The 21,008-nt window shown below is 70.9% G+C and carries 23 protein-coding genes; 12 read left to right on the top strand and 11 right to left on the bottom strand.

What is annotated here, in order from left to right:
* The first annotated feature begins 62 nt into the window (after nt 1-62).
* On the top strand, nt 63-3,404 hold the full coding sequence (locus ACZ6ZP_RS33385; protein WP_469409513.1) for a S8 family peptidase: 3,342 nt from the start codon (nt 63-65) through the stop codon (nt 3,402-3,404).
* A 48-nt stretch (nt 3,405-3,452) separates the two neighbouring features.
* On the opposite strand, the gene ACZ6ZP_RS33390 is transcribed toward ACZ6ZP_RS33385, so the two are convergent.
* The gene (locus ACZ6ZP_RS33390) at nt 3,453-3,824 is read right to left on the bottom strand and encodes a YybH family protein (RefSeq protein ID WP_361472795.1); all 372 of its coding nucleotides are present in this window, start codon (nt 3,822-3,824) and stop codon (nt 3,453-3,455) included.
* A 62-nt stretch (nt 3,825-3,886) separates the two neighbouring features.
* Here ACZ6ZP_RS33390 and ACZ6ZP_RS33395 point away from each other — a divergent pair, with 62 nt between their 5' ends.
* Both ACZ6ZP_RS33395 and ACZ6ZP_RS33400 read left to right on the top strand, forming a co-directional pair.
* Nucleotides 3,887-4,318 carry a winged helix-turn-helix transcriptional regulator gene (locus tag ACZ6ZP_RS33395; protein WP_366464636.1) on the top strand — a complete coding sequence of 144 codons (432 nt, stop codon included), beginning with the start codon at nt 3,887-3,889 and terminating at the stop codon, nt 4,316-4,318.
* A complete protein-coding gene (locus tag ACZ6ZP_RS33400; protein ID WP_351170641.1) occupies nt 4,315-5,085 on the top strand; it encodes a group II truncated hemoglobin in 771 nt (256 codons plus the stop codon). The genes ACZ6ZP_RS33395 and ACZ6ZP_RS33400 overlap by 4 nt, the downstream gene beginning before the upstream one ends.
* A gap of 26 nt (nt 5,086-5,111) precedes the next feature.
* Here ACZ6ZP_RS33400 and ACZ6ZP_RS33405 read toward each other — a convergent pair whose 3' ends face one another.
* On the bottom strand, nt 5,112-6,020 hold the full coding sequence (locus tag ACZ6ZP_RS33405; protein ID WP_351170638.1) for a helix-turn-helix transcriptional regulator: 909 nt from the start codon (nt 6,018-6,020) through the stop codon (nt 5,112-5,114).
* 118 nt (nt 6,021-6,138) lie between these two features.
* On the opposite strand from ACZ6ZP_RS33405, the gene ACZ6ZP_RS33410 reads away from it, so the two are divergent.
* Both ACZ6ZP_RS33410 and ACZ6ZP_RS33415 read left to right on the top strand, forming a co-directional pair.
* A complete protein-coding gene (locus ACZ6ZP_RS33410; protein WP_351170635.1) occupies nt 6,139-7,197 on the top strand; it encodes an NAD(P)-dependent alcohol dehydrogenase in 1,059 nt (352 codons plus the stop codon).
* Nucleotides 7,198-7,481: 284 nt separating this feature from the next.
* Nucleotides 7,482-7,874 (top strand): VOC family protein, encoded by a 393-nt coding sequence (locus ACZ6ZP_RS33415; RefSeq protein ID WP_351170632.1) that lies wholly within the window; start codon nt 7,482-7,484, stop codon nt 7,872-7,874.
* Here the strand turns inward: ACZ6ZP_RS33415 and ACZ6ZP_RS33420 are convergent.
* Nucleotides 7,871-8,686, bottom strand: coding sequence for an alpha/beta fold hydrolase (locus ACZ6ZP_RS33420; RefSeq protein WP_366464634.1), 816 nt, complete (start codon nt 8,684-8,686; stop codon nt 7,871-7,873). The genes ACZ6ZP_RS33415 and ACZ6ZP_RS33420 overlap by 4 nt on opposite strands.
* Nucleotides 8,687-8,737: 51 nt before the next feature.
* Here ACZ6ZP_RS33420 and ACZ6ZP_RS33425 point away from each other — a divergent pair, with 51 nt between their 5' ends.
* Together ACZ6ZP_RS33425 and ACZ6ZP_RS33430 are read left to right on the top strand one after the other, a co-directional pair.
* Nucleotides 8,738-9,706 carry an aminoglycoside phosphotransferase family protein gene (locus ACZ6ZP_RS33425; protein ID WP_469409517.1) on the top strand — a complete coding sequence of 323 codons (969 nt, stop codon included), beginning with the start codon at nt 8,738-8,740 and terminating at the stop codon, nt 9,704-9,706.
* A gap of 161 nt (nt 9,707-9,867) precedes the next feature.
* Nucleotides 9,868-10,254, top strand: coding sequence for a helix-turn-helix domain-containing protein (locus tag ACZ6ZP_RS33430; RefSeq protein WP_351170834.1), 387 nt, complete (start codon nt 9,868-9,870; stop codon nt 10,252-10,254).
* 14 nt (nt 10,255-10,268) lie between these two features.
* On the opposite strand, the gene ACZ6ZP_RS33435 is transcribed toward ACZ6ZP_RS33430, so the two are convergent.
* Nucleotides 10,269-10,874, bottom strand: coding sequence for a ClpP family protease (locus ACZ6ZP_RS33435; protein ID WP_469409519.1), 606 nt, complete (start codon nt 10,872-10,874; stop codon nt 10,269-10,271).
* Between the two features lies 1 nt (nt 10,875).
* On the bottom strand, nt 10,876-11,523 hold the full coding sequence (locus ACZ6ZP_RS33440) for an ATP-dependent Clp protease proteolytic subunit (protein ID WP_351170620.1): 648 nt from the start codon (nt 11,521-11,523) through the stop codon (nt 10,876-10,878).
* A 227-nt stretch (nt 11,524-11,750) separates the two neighbouring features.
* Between ACZ6ZP_RS33440 and ACZ6ZP_RS33445 the strand changes: the two genes are divergently transcribed.
* Complete coding sequence (locus tag ACZ6ZP_RS33445; RefSeq protein WP_351170617.1) at nt 11,751-12,185, top strand: ester cyclase; 435 nt, start codon at nt 11,751-11,753, stop codon at nt 12,183-12,185.
* 30 nt (nt 12,186-12,215) lie between these two features.
* On the opposite strand, the gene msrA is transcribed toward ACZ6ZP_RS33445, so the two are convergent.
* Nucleotides 12,216-12,926 carry a peptide-methionine (S)-S-oxide reductase MsrA gene (gene msrA, locus ACZ6ZP_RS33450; RefSeq protein WP_469409522.1) on the bottom strand — a complete coding sequence of 237 codons (711 nt, stop codon included), beginning with the start codon at nt 12,924-12,926 and terminating at the stop codon, nt 12,216-12,218.
* Between the two features lie 134 nt (nt 12,927-13,060).
* Complete coding sequence (locus ACZ6ZP_RS33455) at nt 13,061-14,179, bottom strand: hypothetical protein (RefSeq protein ID WP_469409524.1); 1,119 nt, start codon at nt 14,177-14,179, stop codon at nt 13,061-13,063.
* Nucleotides 14,180-14,268: 89 nt separating this feature from the next.
* Here ACZ6ZP_RS33455 and ACZ6ZP_RS33460 point away from each other — a divergent pair, with 89 nt between their 5' ends.
* Nucleotides 14,269-15,423, top strand: a complete 1,155-nt coding sequence (locus ACZ6ZP_RS33460) for a cystathionine gamma-synthase (RefSeq protein ID WP_351170592.1) — start codon at nt 14,269-14,271, stop codon at nt 15,421-15,423.
* A gap of 16 nt (nt 15,424-15,439) precedes the next feature.
* Here ACZ6ZP_RS33460 and ACZ6ZP_RS33465 read toward each other — a convergent pair whose 3' ends face one another.
* The 3 genes from ACZ6ZP_RS33465 to ACZ6ZP_RS33475 form a co-directional block, all read right to left on the bottom strand.
* Entirely contained in the window at nt 15,440-15,694 is a 255-nt protein-coding gene (locus ACZ6ZP_RS33465; protein WP_351170589.1) for a hypothetical protein, read from the bottom strand.
* The gene (locus ACZ6ZP_RS33470; protein ID WP_351170586.1) at nt 15,691-16,173 is read right to left on the bottom strand and encodes a sigma factor-like helix-turn-helix DNA-binding protein; all 483 of its coding nucleotides are present in this window, start codon (nt 16,171-16,173) and stop codon (nt 15,691-15,693) included. The genes ACZ6ZP_RS33465 and ACZ6ZP_RS33470 overlap by 4 nt, the downstream gene beginning before the upstream one ends.
* 128 nt (nt 16,174-16,301) lie before the next feature.
* Nucleotides 16,302-16,805, bottom strand: coding sequence for a MarR family winged helix-turn-helix transcriptional regulator (locus ACZ6ZP_RS33475; RefSeq protein WP_351170583.1), 504 nt, complete (start codon nt 16,803-16,805; stop codon nt 16,302-16,304).
* 145 nt (nt 16,806-16,950) lie between these two features.
* Between ACZ6ZP_RS33475 and ilvA the strand changes: the two genes are divergently transcribed.
* The 3 genes from ilvA (at nt 16,951) to ACZ6ZP_RS33490 (ending at nt 20,267) form a co-directional block, all read left to right on the top strand.
* Nucleotides 16,951-18,180, top strand: coding sequence for a threonine ammonia-lyase (gene ilvA, locus ACZ6ZP_RS33480; protein ID WP_469409528.1), 1,230 nt, complete (start codon nt 16,951-16,953; stop codon nt 18,178-18,180).
* A 228-nt stretch (nt 18,181-18,408) separates the two neighbouring features.
* Entirely contained in the window at nt 18,409-19,419 is a 1,011-nt protein-coding gene (locus ACZ6ZP_RS33485) for an ATP-binding cassette domain-containing protein (RefSeq protein ID WP_469409530.1), read from the top strand.
* Nucleotides 19,416-20,267 (top strand): ABC transporter permease, encoded by an 852-nt coding sequence (locus ACZ6ZP_RS33490; RefSeq protein WP_399983678.1) that lies wholly within the window; start codon nt 19,416-19,418, stop codon nt 20,265-20,267. Before ACZ6ZP_RS33485 ends, ACZ6ZP_RS33490 begins: the two co-directional genes overlap by 4 nt.
* A 95-nt stretch (nt 20,268-20,362) precedes the next feature.
* Here ACZ6ZP_RS33490 and greA read toward each other — a convergent pair whose 3' ends face one another.
* The gene (gene greA, locus ACZ6ZP_RS33495; protein WP_249588092.1) at nt 20,363-20,860 is read right to left on the bottom strand and encodes a transcription elongation factor GreA; all 498 of its coding nucleotides are present in this window, start codon (nt 20,858-20,860) and stop codon (nt 20,363-20,365) included.
* Between the last annotated feature and the right edge of the window lie 148 nt (nt 20,861-21,008).

Below are 21,008 nucleotides of genomic sequence, written 5' to 3' on the forward strand. Positions count from 1 at the left end.
CAATACTTCCTCGTCCAGGGGCGAGAGCCCCTTGACCTCCAGGGGGAGACTTGCGCAGACAAGTGAAGAGAGCCTACGGGGCCACGATCGCCACAGCGGCGGCCGTGGCCCTCGCCGCGGGCATGACCAGCCCGGCATCGGCGGCGAAGCAGGCGCCGGACGCGAACCCGGCAGCCGCGCGGGCCGCGGGTCTCGACAGCGCCGAACGGACCACGCACCGCATCACCCTGATCACCGGCGACCGCGTCACCGCCGACTCCAAGGGGCGCGTCACCCGCTTCGAGCGGGCGAAGGGGCGGGAGCGGATCCCCGTCATGACCAAGCGGGTCGGCGGTCACACGCTCGTGATCCCGGCCGACGCCCAGCGCCTGATAGCCACCGGCAAGCTGGACCAGCGTCTGTTCGACATCACCGAGTTGAGCAAGAAGGACAACCGCAGGGCCCAGAAGAAGGGCCTCAAGCTGATCGTCGGCTACAAGGGGGCCGCCGCGGGGGCCAGGTCCGATGTGCGCGCCGCGGGCGACACCACGGTCCGCAGGACCCTGAAGTCCCTGAACGCCGACGCCATCACGACCCCGAAGCAGGACGCGGGCGACCTGTGGTCCGCGCTCGTGGCCGAGAAGGGCGCCGCCACCGCGTCCGGCGTCAGCCGCGTCTGGCTGGACGGCGTACGCAAGGCGAGGCTCGACAAGAGCGTTCCGCAGATCGGCGCCGACAAGGCGTGGGCGGCGGGCTTCGACGGCAAGGGCGTCAAGGTCGCCGTCCTGGACACCGGCGTCGACGCCACGCACGCCGACCTGAAGGACCAGGTCGTCGGCGAGAAGAACTTCACCACCGCGGCCGACGCCAAGGACCGCTACGGCCACGGCACCCACGTCGCCTCCATCGCGGCCGGCACCGGCGCGAAGTCGGGCGGCAAGCTCAAGGGCGTGGCGCCCGGCGCCAAGCTCCTGAACGGCAAGGTCCTTGACGACAACGGCTACGGCGACGACTCCGGCATCATCGCGGGCATGGAGTGGGCGGCCGACCAGGGCGCCGACGTCGTGAACCTGAGCCTGGGCGGCGGCGACACCCCCGGTGTCGACCCGCTCGAAGCCGAGGTGGACAAGCTCTCCGCGGAGAAGGGCATCCTCTTCGCGATCGCCGCGGGCAACGACGGAGAGCCCGGCAGCGTCGGCTCCCCGGGCAGCGCGGACGCGGCCCTCACGGTCGGCGCGGTCGACGACAACGACAAGCTCGCCGACTTCTCCAGCCAGGGCCCGCGCGTCGGCGACGGCGCCATCAAGCCCGACGTCACCGCCCCCGGCGTGGACATCACCGCGGCCGCGGCCCCCGGCAGCGTCATCGAGCAGGAGGTCGGTCAGAAGCCCGAGGGCTATCTGACGATCTCCGGTACGTCGATGGCGACCCCGCACGTGGCGGGCGCCGCCGCCCTGCTCAAGCAGCAGCACCCGGAGTGGAAGTACGCCGAGCTCAAGGGCGCGCTGACCGCGTCCACGAAGGGCGGCAAGTACACGCCGTTCCAGCAGGGTTCGGGACGCATCGCGCTCGACAAGGCCATCAAGCAGTCGGTGGTCGCCGAGCCGGTGTCGCTCTCCTTCGAGGCGCAGCAGTGGCCGCACACCGACGACAAGCCGGCCACGAAGAAGGTGACGTACAAGAACCTCGGCAAGGAGGACGTCACCCTCGACCTCACGGCGACGGGCACGAACCCCAAGGGCGCTCCGGCCCCCGCGGGCTTCTTCAAGCTCGGCGCGAAGACGGTGAAGGTCCCCGCGGGCGGCACGGCGGCGGTCGACCTGACCATCGACACCAAGCTCGGCGGCACCGTCGACGGCGCGTACTCCGCGTATGTCGTGGCGACCGGCGGCGGCCAGACCGTGCGCACGGCGGCCGCGGTCGAGCGCGAGGTCGAGTCGTACGAGCTGACGCTGAAGCACATCGGGCGCGACGGACAGGCCCCGAAGTACTACGACAGCGACCTGGAGGGAGTCTCCGGGCTCGCCACCCGGAAGTCCTTCAACCCCCACGACGCCTCCGGCACGGTCAAGATCCGTGTCCCCAAGGGCGGTTACCTGCTGAACACCAGCATGTTCGCCGACCCGGAGGACTTCACCAAGGGCGCCGACTGGATCGCCCAGCCGAAGCTCAGCGTCACCAAGGACACGACGGTGACGCTGGACGCCCGCAAGGGCAAGCCGGTCGACTTCACGGTCCCGGCCGCGGACGCCAAGCCGTCCTTCGCCCTGGCGGACTTCACGGTCGACACACCGCACACCAGCTACTCCTTCGGCTGGTTCCTCGACTCGTACACCGACTTCCGGACCTCGCACCTGGGTCCGCAGGTCACCGACGGGTCGCTCTACCAGCAGTGGAACGGACACTGGGTCAAGGGTGACGACGCCGAGTACGACACCGTGATCGGCGGCAAGGTCAAGCAGGTCGCCACGGGCTACACCAAGCACTTCAAGGCCTCCGAACTGGCCACGGTGAAGGCGAACTTGGGCGCTTCGGCCAAGGGCAAGAAGGGCACGATCGGAGCCCTGGGATACCTCCCGGGCAGCTCGGGCGGCTCCTCGATCAACGTTCCGCAGGCGCTGCCCGGCACCCGGACGCTGTACCTGTCCACGGCCGACGCCGTGAAGTGGGGTCTTTACTTCGAGCAGCAGGCAGGGGTCGACCCGGACGGCTGGCCGATCACGGACGCCGGTTACACGCTGGGCGCGGCGCAGAAGTTCGAGGCGGGCAAGAGCTACGAGAAGACGTTCAACACGGCCGTCTTCGGCCCGCGCATCGGCGGCGAGTACGGCGTCACGCGTCGGGGCAACGAGATCGGCGGCTCTCTGCCGCTGTTCGCCGACGGCAAGACGCACGTGGGCTCCTCGCTCTACACCTCGGTGAAGACCACCCTCCACAAGGGCTCCACCAAGATCGGCGAGAACGAGGACCCGCTGGCCGGCGGCTCCACGTTCAAGGTCCCCGCGGCCGAGGCCGAGTACAAGCTGTCGACGTCCGTGAAGCGCAGCGTCAAGGTGGCTGCCGCCTCCACGCGCATCGACGCCGCCTGGACGTTCCGCTCCAAGAAGGCCGACAACGCGAAGCTGCCGGTCTCCACGGCACGGTTCGCCCCGGCGGTCGACCTGAGCAGCAAGGCCAAGGCCGGCGAGACCCAGTCCGTGCCGGTGACGGTGCAGGGCGCGGCCGCGGGCGCGAACCTCAAGTCCCTCGCGGTGTACGTGTCGTACGACTACGGCCAGACCTGGAAGAAGGCCACCGTCAGCGGCGGCAAGATCAAGGTCAAGAACCCGGCCGCGGGCAAGGGGATCTCCTTCCACGCGAAGATCGCGGACAAGAAGGGCAACAAGTCGACGCTGTCGATCTACAACGCGTACTACGGCAAGTGAGGCAGGTGAGGCGAGTGAGGCGGGCAAGTTAGCCGCACCACGCGCTGACTAGGCAGGAACCGCGGCGCCGAAGGGGCTGTCGATCACGTATCGCCAGTACCCGTCGGCGCCGCGGCGTGCCACGTCCGTGGCCGTGGAGCTCACGACTCCCTCGATCTCCCAGTCGACGACCAGCAGCGCGATGTCGCCGGAGACGTGCACCTGGCGCGGGCGCACGGAGATCGGCAGGCCGGTCGCGAGGAACGGGCCGTTCGCCCGCGCGATGTCCGCGAGTCCGTGCACCGTGTCGCCCGACTGCGGCACGAAGGCGGCGTTCTCCTCGTAGAGCTCGTGCACCGCCTGCGGATCGCCGCTGTTGAACCGCTCGGCGAAGGCGGCGGGGACGTCCTGGGGACGGGTGGGAAGAGCCGTGGCGGTCATGTGCAACCCTCCGGGAAGGGCCCTGGAGCGGGCCTGTGCCGGCAACAGTAGGAGGCGCTCCCGTGACTCACCGAACGGTAAGCCAGGGGGTGGGACAGGGGGTGGGGCAGGGCGCGGTGCAGGGGCTCCCGGACGACCCGATGGCCCGCGTCGGCGCACCCGCGCCCGGCTGCCCCGTGGAGATCGCCCTCGCCGCCCTGCGCGGCCGCTGGACCACCTTGATCGTCCGGGAGCTGCTGCGGGTCGACTCCTACGCGTACAGCGAACTGGCCTCCACGCTGCCGGAGTTGTCGGACAAGGTGCTCACAGAGCGGCTCTCCCAGCTGGTCGCCGCGGGCGTCGTCCTGCGCACCAGAACGCCCGGCTGGCCCCCCACGGTCACCTACGAACTCACCCCCCACGGGAAAGAACTCGGCCCGGTCCTGCAGGCGCTGTGGGACTGGGGAGCACGCGTGCCGGCACCACCCACCGCACAGGAAGCCGACGTCACATGACCGTCCACACCGTCGAGTACATCCGCTACCGCATCCCGCCCGAGCTCTCCGCGGAGTTCCTCTCCGCGTACACCCGCGCCGCCGTCCCGCTGGCCGCGGCGCCGAGTTGCGTCGACTACGAACTGACGCGCTGCGAGGAGGACTTCGAGCACTTCGTCCTGCGCATCACCTGGACGTCGACCAAGGACCACATGGAGGGCTTCCGGCGATCGGAGCTCTTCCGCGACTTCTTCGCGGAGATCCGTCCGTACGTCGAGAACATCGAGGAGATGCGCCACTACACGCCCACCGCCGTGCGCGGCAAGGGCGCGTCGACGCCGACCCTGTACGCGTGGGCGGGCGGCGAGGAGAACTTCGAGCGCCTGACGGAGATCTTCTACGCCAAGGTCCTCAAGGACGACCTCCTCGCACCGCTCTTCGAGGGCCTGCCCGCCGAGCACGCCCGGCACGTCGCCCAGTGGCTCGGCGAGGTCTTCGGCGGCCCCGCCGCCTACTCTCAGGAGCACGGCGGCCACTCCGAGATGGTCGGCAAGCACCTCGGCAAGGGCATCACCGAGCCGCAGCGCCGCCGCTGGGTCAACCTGATGCAGGACGCGGCGGACGACGCGGGCCTGCCGACGGACGCCGAGTTCCGGTCCGCCTTCCTCGCCTACATCGAGTGGGGCACCCGGCTCGCGGTCTACTTCTCGGGACCGGAGGCCAGCCGCCCGACCGACCAGCCGGTGCCGCTGTGGAACTGGGGCGCGGCACCTCCCTACCAGCCGTGACGGCCGGGGGCGGGCGCCCGGGACGGCTACTTCCCGGCGCCCGCCGTGCCGGTGCGCGTCGCGTCCACGCCCCAGCTGGCGAGCAGCCGCAGGGCGTCGGCCGACGCCGAGTCCGGCTCCGCGTGGTACGTCACCAGTGACTGGTCGTGGTCGTCGGGCAGCCGCAGCGTCTCGAACGACAGGGTCATGTCGCCCACCAGGGAGTGGTGCAGGCGCTTGACGCCGTGGCCCTTCTCCCGCACGTCGTGCGTGGCCCACAGGCCCCGGAACTCCTCGCTCTTCACGGAGAGCTCGCCGACCAGCGCCGAGAGCAGCGGATCGTTCGGGAAGCAGCCCGCGTCCATCCGCAGGAAGCTCACGATGTCCGACGCCTTCTGCTCCCAGTCACGGAAGAGCACACGCGACTCGGGGTGCAGGAAACAGATCCGCGCCCAGTTGCGCTCCTCGGGCGGCATGGTGCCCCAGTCGCCGAAGAGCGCGGCGGCCATGCGGTTCCAGCCGAGGATGTCCGAGCGGCGGCCGACCACATAGGCGGGGACGCCGTCCATCGCGTCCATCAGCTGGAGCAGCGCGGGCCGCACGCGCTGGGGGCGGGCCGCCCGCTTCTTCTTGTGCTGCTTGGGCTTGGCCAGGTGCGTCAGGTGGGCGTGCTCGGCGTCCGTGAGGCGCAGGGCGCGGGCGATCGCGTCCAGGACCTCGCCCGAGACGTTGCGGCCGTTGCCCTGCTCAAGACGGGTGTAGTACGCCACGGAGACCCCCGCCAGCTGCGCCAGCTCCTCGCGGCGCAGGCCCGGCACCCGCCGGTGGCGCCCGAAGTTCGGCAGGCCGACGTCCTCCGGCTGCAACCGGGCCCTGCGGGTGCGCAGGAACTCGCTGAGCTCGGCGCGGCCGTCGAGGGGCTCGGGGGCGGGGGAGTGCTGGGCGTGGTCGTCCATGCTTCCCAGTATCAGGGCTCGCGGGGGTACGAGCCTGTCCCCACCAGTAGTAGGACCACTGGACGTAGGCAGAGCTGTGACCTGGGTAGATGTCCGCACGCCTGGCACGGTGGAGGACATGACCGCACAGACCAGCACCACCACCGTTACCGCTTACGCCGCCCCGTCCGCCAAGGCCCCCCTGGAGCGGACCACCATTCCGCGCCGCCCGGTGGGCGAGTCCGACGTGCTGATCGACATCAAGTACGCGGGCATCTGTCACTCGGACATCCACCAGGCCCGCGACGGCTGGGGCGAGGGCATCTTCCCGATGGTCCCGGGCCACGAGATCGCCGGTGTCGTCACCGAGGTCGGCTCCGCCGTCACCAAGTTCGCCGTCGGCGACCGCGTGGGCGTCGGCTGCATGGTCGACTCCTGCCGCGAGTGCGTGAACTGCAAGGCGGGTCTTGAGCAGTACTGCCTCAAGGGCAACGTCGGCACGTACAACGCCCTCGACAAGAACGGCGAGCCCACCTACGGCGGCTACTCCACGCACATCGTCGTGGACGAGGCCTTCACCGTCCGCATCCCCGACGGCCTCTCCCTGGACGTCGCCGCGCCGCTGCTGTGCGCGGGCATCACCACGTACTCCCCGCTCGCGCACTGGAACGCGGGCCCCGGCAAGAAGGTCGCCGTCGTCGGCCTCGGCGGTCTCGGCCACATGGCCGTCAAGATCGCGCACGCGATGGGCGCCGAGGTCACCGTCCTCTCGCAGACCCTGCGCAAGAAGGACGACGGCCTGAAGCTGGGCGCCGACCACTACTACGCGACCAGCGACGACGCGACCTTCGAGGAGCTCACCGCCTCCTTCGACCTGATCGTCTCGACGGTCTCCGCCCCGCTCCCGCTGGACAAGTACCTGAGCCTGCTGCGGACCGACGGCGCCATGGTGAACGTCGGCGCCCCCGAGGAGCCCGTCTCGCTCAACCTCTTCTCCGTCATCGCGGGCCGCAAGACCCTCGCGGGCTCCGGCATCGGCGGCATCCAGGAGACCCAGGAAATGCTGGACTTCTGCGCCGAGCACGGCCTGGGCGCGGAGATCGAGCTGATCGACGCCGACAAGATCAACGAGGCGTACGAGCGTGTCCTCGCCAGCGACGTGCGCTACCGCTTCGTGATCGACACGGCCACGATCTGACCGGTCTGATCGGCCGCCTTCAGCGAGGCGTGTGAACCAGGACGTGACCGCCGTCGCCCTGCTGCCCCGAAAGGGACAGCAGGGCGACGGCGTTTCCGCCCGGGGTGTGGGCGGGCGGCGGTGTGGCCGTGTGGCCGTGTGGCCGGAACTCGCCTCGGCCCGCGGCCCTAGGACGCATTGCGCAGCAGGTGGGGGGCCGTGTGACCGATGTCGGGGGCGCGGCCCGTGCCTAGTGTGGTGGGCGTCAACACGGGCACTTCAGACGCAGAGGAAGAGGTCGCACGATGACCATCGCGCTCAACCACACCATCGTCGCCGCCAAGGACAAGAAGGCGTCCGCTCAGTTCCTGGCCGACATCCTGGGCCTCGAAGTGAGCCCCCAGTACGGCCCGTTCACCCCCGTGGAGATCCCCAACGGCGTCACGCTGGACTACTACGAGGGCGAGGGCGACGACGCGCCGATCACCCCCCAGCACTACGCCTTCCTGGTCTCCGATGAGGAGTTCGACGCCATCTTCGGGCGCATCAAGGAAGCGGGGCTCACCTACTGGGCCGACCCGCAGCACAAGATCGTCAAAGAGATCAACACCAACGACGGCGGCCGGGGCGTGTACTGGGACGACCCGAACGGCCACGTCCTGGAGATCCTCACCAAGCCGTACGGCAGCGGGTCCTAGGCGCCTGCGGCTGTTGGCCCCTCCGCCAGGAAGTCGAGCACCAGGGGCGTCGCCTCCCGCGCGAACTCCTCGAAGTACGCGTGCCGCGCACCGGAGATGAGCCGCATCCGGGCCCCGGGAATGCGGTCCGCGAGCAGGGGCGCGTTGGCCGTCGGGTTGAACACGTCGTCCGTGCCGTGCACGACGAGCGTCGGCGCCGTGATCCGCGCCAGCGCGTCCCAGGAGTCGTGCCGGGCGCTGGCCCGCAGATGGCGGCGCCGGGCGTGCGGGGGCATCGCCGGATCGCCGAGCGTGTGGAACACCGGCTTCTGCGAGCCGCGTTCCCGCTCGGCGATCCAGCCGGGGGTGTACATCAGCTCCATGAGGGCGCGGCGCGCGGCCGAGGCGTCGGCCTGGCTGAGGGCGGCACGCACCTCGGGGCCGCGCTCGATGCCGTGCGGCGCCCCCGGTGACGTACATCCGAGGACGAGCCGGTCGACCCGCCCCGGGTGGTCGGCGGCGATCCACTGGGCGACACGGCCCCCCATCGACGTGCCGTACACATGCGCGCTGTCGATGCCCGCGTGGTCGAGCACGGCGACGACGTCGCGGGCGAAGCCCGGGGTGCTGTAGCTGTCGGTCTCCGGGTGTCCGCTCTCGCCGGTGCCGCGCCAGTCGAGGACGACGGTGCGGTACGCGGCGGCGAAGTCGTCCCGCACCGGGTCCCACCAGCGGTGGCTGTTGGACTGCCCGCCGAGCAGGACGAGGGGGTGTCCGGAGCCGTGGACTTCGTAGTGCAGGGCGGTGCCGTCGGGGGCTTCAGCGAGGGGCATGGGTGAACGGTAACCATCCGCCGGCCGCGCCGCCCTCGCTAGGGTGCCGGGATGATCGGGACACCCATTCAGGTACCAGAGGGCTTCGCGCTCGGCACGGTCCAGCGGGAGGGCGATCGGGGCCGCGCGTGGCTCGCGACCCTGCCGGAGCTGGCCGGCGAACTGCTCACGCGCTGGGACTGCGAGCCGACACAAGCGGTCACGCACGGGCAGGTCGGTATCGTCGTCCCCGTGAGACGGCGGTACGACGGGACGCCCGCCGTCCTGAAGATCTCCTTCCCGCACCCCGGCAACGCGCACGAGCCGGACGCCTTCGCGGTGTGGGCGGGGCGGGGCGCGGTCCGGCTGTACGAGCGGGAGGACGCGCGGTTCGCGATGCTGCTGGAGCGGGCGGGTGCGGGTGCGGGTGCGGGAGCGGGCCCGGACTCGGGCTCGGGCTCGGGCCCGGGGGCAGGGTCTCTCGCCGACGTCGAGGACACCGACGAGGCGGTGACCGTCGCCGGGCGGCTCGCGCGCCGGCTCGCGGTGCCCGCGCCCGCGGGGCTGCCGCGGATGAGTTCGCTCGTGGCCGAGTGGGAGCGCGAACTGCGGGACGAAGACCGGGAGTTGGGGTCACCACTGCCCGCCCCCGTGGTCGCCGCGGCGATCGGGACGGTCCGTGAACTCGGCCGGGACCAGCCGGACACCCTCGTCCACGGCGACCTGCACTTCACCAACGTACTGAGGTCGGAACGCGAACCCTGGCTCGCCATCGACCCCAAGGGCTATGTCGGAGACCCGGCGTACGACTCGATCACGCTGCTGCGCACCCGCTTCGAGCCCCTGCTCACCGCGCCCGATCCGCGTGCGGCGGCCCTGCGCCGCCTCGCCGTCTTCGCCGACGCGGCGGAGGTCGACCGGGAGCGTGCCCGGAGGTGGGCGCAGGCGCGGGCGGTGACGGCGGCGCACTGGGGGCTGCGGCACGGGGACCCGGCGTGGGTGGTCAAGGCGACGGCGGCGTTGGCGGAGGCGCTGACGTGAGGCGTCGCGCGGCGGGGCGTTCGCCCGGGGCGGAACGCTGATCGCTGGCTGGCGGCCGGGGCGGCTCCTACCCTGAGAAGGTGAGCAGCCAAGAGCGGTACCACGAGCCGGAGCAGGCCTCGAAGACGGAGCGGCCCCCGAAGGTGGAGCAGCCCCCGACGGTGGAGCGGCAGGCCCGCGTCATCCCGCTGCGCCCCCGCACGGCGGGGGCGGCGCCGCACCGGCCCGCCGCCCCGGTGCGCACAACTCCCGTGTCACCGAAGGTGAAAGAGCCCCTGTGGCGGGACGTGGTGGGTGACGTGCTGCGCCGCGAGCGCCTCGCCCAGGAGCGGACGCTCAAGGACGTCGCCGACGCGGCCCGCATCTCGATGCCGTACCTCTCCGAGGTGGAGCGCGGCCGCAAGGAGGCTTCGTCCGAAGTCCTCGCGGCCGGCGCGCACGCCCTGGGTCTGAGCCTGGCGGACCTTCTCTCCCTGGCGCAGACCGAGTTGACCCGCCAGACGCAGTCGACGCGACCGCGCCAGGGAGACATCCGCCTGGCGGCGTAAGGGCTCTCCGGCACCTAGGCCGCGGCGAGCATCCGCCGGCTGAGCACCTCGTCCGCGAGTCCGTACGCCACCGCGTCCTCGGCGGTGAACACCTTGTCGCGGTCCATGTCCGCGCGCAGCGTGGCGACATCTTGCCCCGAGTGCCGGGACAGGACGTCCTCCACCTGCGAGCGGATCCGCACCATCTCCTTGGCCTGGAGGGTGAGATCGGAGACGGTGCCCTGCTGCCCGCCGCTCGCGGGCTGCCCGAGCAGTACGCGCGCGTGCTCCAGGACGAACCGCCGCCCGGGATCGCCACCGGCGAGGAGCACGGCGGCGGTGGACGCGGCCTGCCCGACGCAGAAGGTCGAGATGGGGGCGCGGACGAAGCTCATGGTGTCGTAGATGGCCATGAGCGAAGTGAAGGACCCGCCCGGCGAGTTGATGTAAATGGCCACCTCCCGCTCGGGGTTCGAGGACTCCAGGTGGAGCAGCTGCGCGATGACGACATTGGCCACGCCGTCGTCGATCTCGGTGCCGAGGAAGATGATCCGCTCCGAGAGCAGCCTGCTGAAGACGTCGTAGGCACGCTCTCCCTGCGGGGTGCGCTCGACGACGGTCGGAATCGTGTACTGGCTCATGTCAGACCCCCAGTCCCATCCGCGGCTTGGTGGCGGCGGGCCGCACATCGGCGAGCGAGTCGAGCACGCGGTCGACCATCCCGTACTCCTTGGCCTGCTCGGCGGTGAACCACCGGTCACGATCACCGTCACGCGAGATGGTCTCCTGCGACTGCCCGGTGTGCGCGGCGGTGATCCGCTCGACGGCCTTCTTCGTGAACTCCAGGTTCTCGGCCTGGATCGCGATGTCGGCGGTGGTGCCGCCGATGCCGGCGGAGGGCTGGTGCATCATGATCCGCGCGTTGGGCAGGGCGTACCGCTTGCCCGCGGTGCCCACGGCCAGCAGGAACTGCCCCATGCTGGCGGCGAACCCCATGGCAAGGGTCGACACGTCGTTGGGAATCAACTGCATGGTGTCGTAGATGGCGAGCCCGGCGGTGACGGAGCCGCCGGGGCTGTTGATGTAGAGACTGATGTCGGTCCGCGGGTCCTCGGCGGAGAGCAGCAGCATCTGCGCACAGACGCGATGCGCGGAGACCTCGTCGACCTGCGTCCCCAGAAAGACGATCCGCTGGGTCAGCAACTGCGCGGCCAGATGATCGTCGAACCGAGTCGAGGGCGTCTCGCCCTCGGAGGCTCGCGGGGCAGTGGCGTGGACGATGGGTGGCATCGTTGGTCCTCCTGACGGTGGGAGCGGCGGCTGACCTGTCGGCCGCGCTGTTCTGTCCCACCACCTTCGGCCGACCGTCCCTGCCGCGTAAGGCCTGTCGCCCCGCAGCAGATTCGCCGAGGGCAGAGCGGATGCCCGCCCGGCCGTCCGGCCCGTCCGCCGATCTGCTGGTGCGCCGCCTCGGTGGGAAAATGAAAGCGGGTGATCCTCAGTTGAGGAGGCGGATCATGGGACAGGCACGTGACGTCATGGACCGGCTCACGGACGCGCTCACCACCCACCCGGATCTCAAGGCCATCGGCGAGCTGTATGCCGAGGACGCGGTCGCCCTCACCCCGGACGAGGGGGAGATCCGCGGCCGCGACAACATCGTGGAGTACTGGCGGCAGATGACGGAGGCGGTCCCCGAGGCCACGTTCGAGACACTGCACGCGTACGAGGCCGGTGACACGGCCATCGACGAGGGGATCTTCAGCGGCAGGAACACCGGGCCGCTGCGTCTGCCGTCCGGGGAGACCCTTCCCGCGACCCAGAAGGAGGTCAGGATCCGCGGGGTGGACATCGCCACCGTGGCGGACGGCCGGATCGTCGATTACCGGCTCTACTTCGACGAGATGGAGTTTCTCGGGCAGCTGGGAATGCTGCCCGACGAACCGTCCTGAGAGAGCTTGCCCGGCGCCGCCGCCCTGCCGCTACTCCGCCGTGGGAGCGGGAGCGGGGGCGATCCCTGTCGGGCAGGCCCGGCCCCAGTTCGTCTCCGAGGGGCTGTCCAGCTGCAGGCCCGTGCCGCCGATGCCGCAGTAGCCGTCGGGGTTCTTGTCGAGGTACTGCTGGTGGTAGGCCTCCGCCGGCCAGAACGGGCGGGAGGCTGCCGGGAGGATCGTCGTGGTGATCTCGCCGTGCCTCGCCGCCGTGAGGACCTGCTGGTACGCGTCTCGGGATGCCACCGCGCCCGCCTCCTGGTCGGCGGAGTGCGTGTAGATCGCCGAGCGGTACTGCGTGCCCACGTCGTTGCCCTGGCGGAAGCCCTGCGTGGGGTTGTGGGACTCCCAGAAGAGCTTCAGGAGCGCGGCGTACGAGACGCGGGTCGGGTCGAAGACCACGCGGACCACCTCGGCGTGGCCGGTCAGGCCCGAGCACACCTCCTCGTAGGAGGGGTTCTCGGTGTAACCGCCCTGGTAGCCGACGTACGTCGTCCAGACGCCCTCCGTCTGCCAGAACTTGCGCTCCGCCCCCCAGAAGCAGCCGAGCCCGAAGTCCGCGATCTCCAGGCCCTCGGGGTAGGGGCCCAGGAGGGGGTTGCCGAGGACCGTGTGGCGGGACGGGACCTCGAATTCGGGGGTCGCGCGGCCCTTCAGGGCCTGCTCGGGGGTGGGGAGCTCGGGCGTACGGCCGAAGAGCATGGAGCTGTCCTCCTGGGGCGGAACGGGGCGGAACAGGGTGAGGCGAGGTGAGGCGGTGTGGGGTGGGGCCGGGCGTTTTCTGTGCGGGGCTTTCGCTCCCGCGTCAACGCTCTCGGCACCAAACGCATTCCGTCTCAGTGCGACAGCGTCGCCGGGCTGCCGCCGTTCGCCTCGTACCCCGCGACCGCGAGCGCGCGGTACACCGCGTAGTCCGCGGCCGGGTCGGCGGAGACCGTCCAGGGTAGGGCGCCGACGTGGCCGTCCACGTGGATCAGCTGGTTCATCGCCTCCGCCCACCGCTCGCTGCGGACCAGGAAGAAGATCAGGAGGTGCCGGACGTGCGCCAGCATCGGGTCGTCCGGGCGGGCGGAGTGCACCGCGTAGAGCGCGCCCTCCATGGCCTTGCGTACGACCTCGCTCTCGTAGAAACCACTGACCATGTTGACCTCGGGCAGGTGCTCGTACACCGCGAAGAGCGGGAGTCCGGCCAGGAGCGAGCCCTTGGGGGCGCGGGCCGCCGCGGCCTCCGTGAAGTTGTTCGCCAGCTCACGCGAGCCGTGCCACTTCTCGCACCAGTAGTGCAGGGCCGCCAGGTGCGCCCCCATGTGCGCGGGCGCGCGGTCCAGGATCTTCAGCCACAGCTGCTCGAACTCCTCGCGCGGGTACGCGAGGCCGCGGGCGATGGAGAGCTCGATGATGTACGGCACGGGGTCCCCGGGGGAGAGCAGCGCCGCCTGCGCACAGGCCTCCTTCGCCTCCTCCAGGATGATCCGGAACTCGTCCGTCCCGGACGTGGACGACCTCCAGGCCTGCTGGACCAGGAACTCCGCGTGCACCGCCGCGCCGCCCGCGTCCTTGGGCGCCTCGGCCCGCCACACCCGCAGCCACTGCCCGCCGGGCTGGTCGCCGACCCCGCCGGGGCGCTGCTGGAGCTCCAGGGAGGCCGCTCCCGCGAACGCCTGCACGCGCTGCCAGCGCTCCTCGCCGTGCACCTCCGTGCCCGCGAGCAGCTGCGAGGCCGCCTGCCAGCTCTGCGACCGCTGGACCACGTCGAGGACGTCCAGGAGGTCGCGGTCCGGTCCCGGCATGCGGATGTCCAGCTCCTCCTGCCGCGCGAAGCCGTAGTCGGCAGGGTCCGCGGCGTCCGGTGAACCGGGGGCGACCTGGCGGATTCCGCCGCGCCTGCGCAGCAGGACAGGGCCGAGCACCGCCCCGATCATGATCGCTGCCATCAGCACCCAGAGAATCTCCATGACTCAAGCGAACCAGACGGGTCTGACACTTGGCGAACCAGTCTCGAACTCGTCGGCCCGCTCCCCGTCCCGGACTAGGCTCTGGCCACATGAGTGACACGTTCAGCAGCCAGAGTTTCGAGACCGTCGCGATCCACGCGGGCAATACCGCCGACCCGCTGACCGGCGCCGTCGTCCCGCCGATCTACCAGGTGTCGACGTACAAGCAGGACGGCGTGGGCGGGCTGCGCGGCGGCTACGAGTACAGCCGCAGCGCCAACCCCACCCGTACCGCCCTGGAGGAGAACCTGGCCGCCCTGGAGGGCGGCAGGCGCGGGCTCGCCTTCGCTTCGGGCCTGGCCGCCGAGGACTGCCTGCTGCGTACGCTGCTCGCCCCCGGTGACCACGTGGTCATCCCCAACGACGCGTACGGCGGCACGTTCCGGCTCTTCGCGAAGGTCGTCTCGCGGTGGGGCGTCGAGTGGTCGGTCGCCGACACCTCCGACCCGGCGGCGGTACGGGCGGCCGTGACCGACCGTACGAAGGCGATCTGGGTGGAGACCCCCTCCAACCCCCTGCTCGGCATCACCGACATCGCCGCCGTCGCCCAGGTCGCCAAGGAGACGGGGGCCCGCCTCGTCGTCGACAACACCTTCGCGAGCCCCTACCTCCAGCAGCCCCTGGCGCTCGGCGCGGACGTCGTCGTGCACTCCCTGACGAAGTACATGGGCGGGCACTCGGACGTCGTCGGCGGCGCGCTGGTCGTCAACGACGCCGCGCTGGGCGAGGAGTTGGCGTACCACCAGAACGCGATGGGCGCGGTGGCCGGGCCCTTCGACGCGTGGCTGGTGCTGCGCGGCATCAAGACGCTGGCCGTCCGGATGGACCGGCACAGCGAGAACGCGACGAAGGTCGCCGAGATGCTGACGCGGCACGCGCGCGTGACGCGCGTTCTCTACCCGGGGCTTCCGGAGCACCCCGGTCACGAGACCGCCGCCAAGCAGATGAAGGCGTTCGGCGGGATGGTGTCCTTCCAGGTCGCCGGGGGCGAGGAGGCCGCGGTGGCCGTCTGCGACCGCGCGAAGCTGTTCACCCTGGGGGAGTCGCTGGGTGGCGTGGAGTCCTTGATCGAGCACCCGGGGCGGATGACGCACGCGTCCGTGGTGGGCTCGGCGCTCGAGGTCCCGGCGGACCTGGTGCGGCTCTCGGTGGGCATCGAGAACGTGGACGACCTGCTCGCCGACCTTCAGCAGGCGCTGGGCTAGTCGCCCTCGACCCCGCTCACCAGCGGGTGAGGGGTGGAGTCGTCTCCGAGGGCGGCTCCACCCAGGGCTGCTCGACCGACGCCCAGATCACGAAGGCGACCGCCGCCACGAGCAGCGTGAGCCACAGCAGCCGGCGCAGCGCCCTCCTGCGGCGCAGCATGCGGCCGCCGCGGCGGACCGCCTGCTCGTGGAGCTCGGGCGGGACCGAGGGGGGCGTGCCGTCGTCCAGGAGGTGGCGGACCGCGTTCGCCTTGCGATCGAACTGGCTCATGACGGGGCCGCCTCCTCCAGGGGCCGCGTCGGTGCCGGGCCGCGCGGCGGGTGCAGGACCGTCTCCATCGCGCGGGCGCAGATCGCCCCCACCCGGTCGGCGGGCAGGCCGAGGAGGGCGGCCGTCTGCTCCTCGGCGACCCCCTCGTACAGCCGCAGTACGAGGATCAGCCGCTCCTGGGGCGTGAGCCGGGCCAGGACGCCGCCGTGGCCGCGGTGCCGCCGCCAGGCCCCGCGGGCGAAGCGGATGGCCAGCTGCTGGCGGGTGCGGTCGTACGGGTCCTCGCCGCGCATCCGGTCCCAGGCCGCGTACGAATGGGCGAGGGACGCGGTCAGCAGGGCACGCGCGCGTGGGTTGGCGTCCGGCGGCTCGGTGGTGAGCAGCGTGGCGGCATGCAGCAGCCGCCCTGCCGCGCCCGCGACGAACGCCTCGAACTCCCGGGCCCGGCGGGCGTCCGCAAACGCCTGCCGTCCGCGCACCGCGCCTCCCGCCTGGAGGGGGACGGGCCCCCGGTCTCATATGAGGCCAGGCACACGGCCGAGGTCAAGAGGCGGGAGCCCCCGGAGCGGTCGGGCTCGGGATGCGGACGCCCCGGGAGGCGTCGGGCTCAGGAAGCCGGCGCGTCCGGAGCCGACTGGGAGGTCTGGCGGGCGGAGAGCGCTGAATTGAAGCGCGTGAGGAGCGTGCAGAAGCTTTCGCGCTCCTCCGGGGACCAGTCACCGGTCAGTTCGGCCATGAGGTCACGCCTCGACGACCGCACTTCGTTGAGGCGGGCTTCGCCGCGCGGCGAGAGCTGGAGGACCACGGCGCGGCCGTCCTCGGGGTGCGACGTGCGCTTGACGAGCCCCGTGTCGACCAGCGGGGCGACCTGCCGGGTGACCGTCGAGGAGTCGATCCCCATGCTCGCCGCGAGCGCCTTCACGCCCATCGGCCCCTCCTTGTCGAGGCGGTTGAGCAGCAGATATGCGGCGCGGTCCATGGAGTTGCGGACCTGTCCTACGCCGCCGAGGCGGGTCTGCTCCGCACGGCGGGCGAACACGGCCACCTGGTGCTGCAGCGTGTCGAGGAGGCCGGGATCGCTGGCGGTCGTCATGTCCGGAGTTGTGGGCATGGCCGGGGGCTCACTTCATGCGAGGGCGATGGGTTGGGGGACAGGGTACGCGGCCGGGACGCGGGGCGTACCAGCGCTGCGCAAACCAGTCTCGGCACGTGGTCACCACAGGAGGACCCTGGTGTGAGCTGGGAGACTGGCCGTCATGAGCTACCGCACGCCTCACTCCTTGCCGACGGTCACCCTCGACGACGTGCGCGGCGCCCAGAAGATGCTCTCGGGTGTGTCCAGGGTGACGGCGATGGAGGGCAGCAGGCACCTCTCGCAGCTGGTGGGCGCGCCGGTCCACTTCAAGTGCGAGAACCTCCAGCGGACGGGCTCCTTCAAGCTGCGTGGCGCGTACGTACGGATCGCGGGCCTGCTCCCCGAGGAGCGCGCGGCCGGTGTGGTCGCCGCGAGCGCGGGCAACCACGCGCAGGGCGTGGCCCTCGCGTCCTCGCTGCTCGGCGTGCGGTCCACGGTCTTCATGCCGGTGGGCGCCCCGCTGCCCAAGGTCGCCGCGACCCGCGAGTACGGCGCGGAGGTGCGGATGCACGGCCAGGTGGTCGACGAGACGCTGGCCGCCGCGCAGGAGTACGCGCACGAGACGGGCGCCGTCTTCATCCACCCCTTCGACCACCCGGACATCATCGCGGGGCAGGGCACGGTGGGCCTGGAGATCCTGGAGCAGTGCCCCGAGCTGCGCACCCTGGTCCTGGGCGTCGGCGGCGGCGGGCTCGCGGCGGGCATCGCGGTGGCGGTCAAGACGCTGCGCCCGGACGTCAAGGTGATCGGCGTGCAGGCGGCGGGCTCCGCGGCGTACCCGCCCTCGCTCGCGGCCGGGCACCCGGTGTCGATCGAGAACCCGGCGACGATGGCCGACGGCATCAAGGTCGGGCGCCCCGGCGACGTGCCGTTCCGGATCATCGACGAGCTGCTGGACGACGTGGTCACCGTCTCCGAGGACGAGCTGTCCAGCGCGCTGCTGCTCTGCCTGGAGCGGGCCAAGATGGTCGTCGAGCCCGCGGGCGCGAGCCCCGTCGCGGCGCTCTTGAGCAGGCCGCAGGAGTTCGAGGGCCCGGTGGTCGCGCTCCTGTCGGGCGGCAACGTCGACCCGCTCCTGATGCAGCGGATCCTGCGCCACGGCATGGCGGCCGCGGGCCGCTATCTGTCGCTGCGCCTTCGCCTCACGGACCGGCCCGGGGCGCTGGCCACGCTTCTCGGGGTGTTGTCAGTGGTCGACGCCAACGTCCTCGACGTGGGCCATGTGCGGACCGATCCGCGCCTGGGACTCACGGAGGTGGAGGTGGAGTTGCACCTGGAGACCAAGGGTCCGGCGCACTGCGCCGAGGTCGGCGTGGCCCTGCGCGAGGCGGGCTACACCGTCATCGGTTGATCGGCCGGCCGCTGAGGCCGATGACGCCGTGCCCCGCCGCGAGTCCCTTACGTCCGACGCCGTTCCCCCCCGGCCGCTCCGCGTTGTCCACAGGCTTCGCCCATCCCGTTGAAGAGACGCGATGTATCGCGTTATGGTGTGTCTCACGTCGCTGGTCGCCGGGCGCGCGATACCCGGCAAATCTAAGCTTTTCCGAAGGAAGTCACCCAAACCACGGGGAGAACCCTCATGCCAGGCGCCATCTACGCCGAAGGTCTCGTGAAGACCTTCGGCGACGTAAGGGCTCTGGACGGCGTTGATCTGGATGTCCCGGAAGGCACCGTGCTCGGTCTCCTGGGACCGAACGGCGCGGGCAAGACCACGGCGGTGCGCTGTCTGACGACGCTTCTGACGCCGGACAGCGGCCGGGCGGTCGTCGCGGGCATCGACGTACTGAAGCATCCGAACGAAGTGCGGCGCTCGATCGGCCTCTCGGGCCAGTTCGCCGCCGTCGACGAATATCTGACGGGCCGCGAGAACCTCCAGATGGTCGGCCAGCTCTACCAGATGAGGGCCAAGGAGGCGAAGGCCAGGGCCGGCGAGCTGCTCGACCGGTTCAACCTCGCCGACGCGGCCGACCGCCCCTCCAAGACGTATTCGGGAGGCATGCGCCGCCGCCTGGACCTGGCGGCCGCGCTCGTCGTCTCGCCCCCGGTGATGTTCATGGACGAGCCGACCACGGGCCTCGACCCGCGCAACCGCCAGCAGCTCTGGGAGGTCATCCAGGAGCTGGTGGCGGGCGGCACGACCCTGCTGCTCACCACCCAGTACCTCGAAGAGGCCGATCACCTGGCGCACGACATCTGCGTCATCGACCACGGCCGGGTCATCGCGCGCGGCACCTCCGACCAGCTCAAGGCGCAGACCGGCGGCGAGCGCGTCGAGGTCGTGGTGCACGAGCGCGAGGACATCACCCCGGCCACGGAGGTCCTGCGCGGCCTCGGCAAGGGCGAGGTCGCCGTCGAGAACCACACCCGCAAGCTCACGGTCCCGGTCACCGGCGGCGCCAAGCTGCTCGCCGAGGTCATCCGCGAGCTGGACGCCCGCGGGGTCGAGATCGACGACATCGGACTGCGCCGCCCGACCCTGGACGACGTGTTCATCTCCCTGACCGGCCACGCGGCCGAGGCAACGAACGGCGAGAACGGCGAGATCGGCGAGATCGGCGAGAACGGCAAAGACACGGAGGGCGCGAAGTGAGCTCGACAACCGAAGCGGTCCGGACCGTGGCCCCCAGGCCGCGCGGCGGCGTCGTCCAGTCGGTCAACGACTCGCTCGTCGTCGCCAAGCGCAACCTCATCCGCATGACGCGCATCCCGGAGATGATCATCTTCGGCCTGATCCAGCCGATCATGTTCGTGGTGCTCTTCGCCTACGTCTTCGGCGGCTCGATGAACATCGGGGGCAGCACGGACCCCAGTGTCTACCGCGAGTTCCTGATGGCCGGCATCTTCGCCCAGACCGTCACCTTCGCCACCGCGGGCGCCGGCGCGGGCATCGCCGACGACATGCACAAGGGCCTCATCGACCGCTTCCGCTCGCTGCCCATGGCGCGCGGCGCCGTCCTCACCGGCCGCACCATCGCCGACCTCGTGCAGACCGCGCTCACCCTGGTCGTGCTCGCGATCGTGGCGCTCCTGGTCGGCTGGCGGGTCCACGAGGGCATCGGCAAGGCGATCGGCGCCTTCGGCCTGCTCCTCCTGCTCGGCTATGCCTTCACCTGGATCGGCGCGCTCATCGGCCTCTCGGTGCGCACCCCGGAGGCGGCCACCTCGGGCGGCCTGATCTGGCTCTTCCCGGTCACGTTCATCTCGAACGCCTTCGTCCCCACGGACAACATGGCCACCTGGATCCGGACCATCGCCGACTGGAACCCCTTCAGCGCCACCGTCCAGGCCTGCCGCGAGCTGTTCGGCAACCCAGGAGTGGTCGACTCGTCGGCCTGGCCCATGCAGCACCCCGTCTGGGCCTCGGTGATCTACTCGATCCTGATCGTCGTGCTCTTCCGGACCCTCGCGGTCCGCAAGTACCGCTCGGCCACGGCCTGACCGCGGACACGTGACCTGACCGCGGACACGCGAAAGGCCCCCCGCGCGGGGCGCGGGGGGCCTTTAACGTCAACCGATCATCAACCGAAGAGGCCTCAGGCCTGGTAGGGCTTGGCCTCGAGGATCTTCACCGATGCGAGCTTGCCGTTCGGCAGTTCGTACTGCGCGTCCTCGCCGATCTTCTTGCCGTTCACGCCACTGCCCAGCGGGGACTGCGGCGAGTACGTCTCGATGTCGCTGCTCGCGTACTCGCGCGAGGCGAGCAGGAACGCCAGGGTGTCGTCCTCGTCGCCGTCAAAGGCGATCGTCACGACCATGCCGGGCGCCACCGCGCCGTCCGCGGCCGGCGCCTCGCCGACCTTCGCATGCTCCAGGAGCTGAGTCAGCTGGCGGACGCGGAGCTCCTGCTTGCCCTGCTCCTCCTTGGCCGCGTGGTACCCGCCGTTCTCGCGCAGGTCGCCCTCCTCACGTGCCGCCGCGATCTTCGTAGCGATCTCGGTGCGCGCAGGACCAGACAGGTACTCCAGCTCGGCCTTGAGCTGGTTGTACGCCTCCTGGGTCAGCCAGGTGACGTTTTCGCTGGTCTGGGTCACAGGTGCTCCTCGTAGGTACTGGGAATACAAAGCATCGCCCTACCCAGAAGGATGTTCCCTAACGGGTGGGCGAAACCACGAGCCTAACAATTCAGGCGCGTGAGGGGGAGGACATAAGCCATCAGAAATACGTCAACGCAGGTGAGAG

Source organism: Streptomyces sp. NPDC054047 (assembly GCF_055585065.1).

Excerpts from the sequence above, each read along its gene's own strand:
- ACZ6ZP_RS33390 (WP_361472795.1), bottom strand. The coding sequence starts at position 3,824 with ATGACCGCCACGGCTCTTCCCACCCGTCCCCAGGACGTCCCCGCCGCC.
- ACZ6ZP_RS33400 (WP_351170641.1), top strand. The coding sequence starts at position 4,315 with ATGACCGTCCACACCGTCGAGTACATCCGCTACCGCATCCCGCCCGAG.
- ACZ6ZP_RS33405 (WP_351170638.1), bottom strand. The coding sequence starts at position 6,020 with ATGGACGACCACGCCCAGCACTCCCCCGCCCCCGAGCCCCTCGACGGC.
- ACZ6ZP_RS33410 (WP_351170635.1), top strand. The coding sequence starts at position 6,139 with ATGACCGCACAGACCAGCACCACCACCGTTACCGCTTACGCCGCCCCG.
- ACZ6ZP_RS33415 (WP_351170632.1), top strand. The coding sequence starts at position 7,482 with ATGACCATCGCGCTCAACCACACCATCGTCGCCGCCAAGGACAAGAAG.
- ACZ6ZP_RS33420 (WP_366464634.1), bottom strand. The coding sequence starts at position 8,686 with ATGCCCCTCGCTGAAGCCCCCGACGGCACCGCCCTGCACTACGAAGTC.
- ACZ6ZP_RS33425 (WP_469409517.1), top strand. The coding sequence starts at position 8,738 with ATGATCGGGACACCCATTCAGGTACCAGAGGGCTTCGCGCTCGGCACG.
- ACZ6ZP_RS33435 (WP_469409519.1), bottom strand. The coding sequence starts at position 10,874 with ATGAGCCAGTACACGATTCCGACCGTCGTCGAGCGCACCCCGCAGGGA.
- ACZ6ZP_RS33440 (WP_351170620.1), bottom strand. The coding sequence starts at position 11,523 with ATGCCACCCATCGTCCACGCCACTGCCCCGCGAGCCTCCGAGGGCGAG.
- ACZ6ZP_RS33445 (WP_351170617.1), top strand. The coding sequence starts at position 11,751 with ATGGGACAGGCACGTGACGTCATGGACCGGCTCACGGACGCGCTCACC.
- msrA (WP_469409522.1), bottom strand. The coding sequence starts at position 12,926 with ATGCTCTTCGGCCGTACGCCCGAGCTCCCCACCCCCGAGCAGGCCCTG.
- ACZ6ZP_RS33455 (WP_469409524.1), bottom strand. The coding sequence starts at position 14,179 with ATGGAGATTCTCTGGGTGCTGATGGCAGCGATCATGATCGGGGCGGTG.
- ACZ6ZP_RS33460 (WP_351170592.1), top strand. The coding sequence starts at position 14,269 with ATGAGTGACACGTTCAGCAGCCAGAGTTTCGAGACCGTCGCGATCCAC.
- ACZ6ZP_RS33465 (WP_351170589.1), bottom strand. The coding sequence starts at position 15,694 with ATGAGCCAGTTCGATCGCAAGGCGAACGCGGTCCGCCACCTCCTGGAC.
- ACZ6ZP_RS33475 (WP_351170583.1), bottom strand. The coding sequence starts at position 16,805 with ATGCCCACAACTCCGGACATGACGACCGCCAGCGATCCCGGCCTCCTC.
- ilvA (WP_469409528.1), top strand. The coding sequence starts at position 16,951 with ATGAGCTACCGCACGCCTCACTCCTTGCCGACGGTCACCCTCGACGAC.
- ACZ6ZP_RS33485 (WP_469409530.1), top strand. The coding sequence starts at position 18,409 with ATGCCAGGCGCCATCTACGCCGAAGGTCTCGTGAAGACCTTCGGCGAC.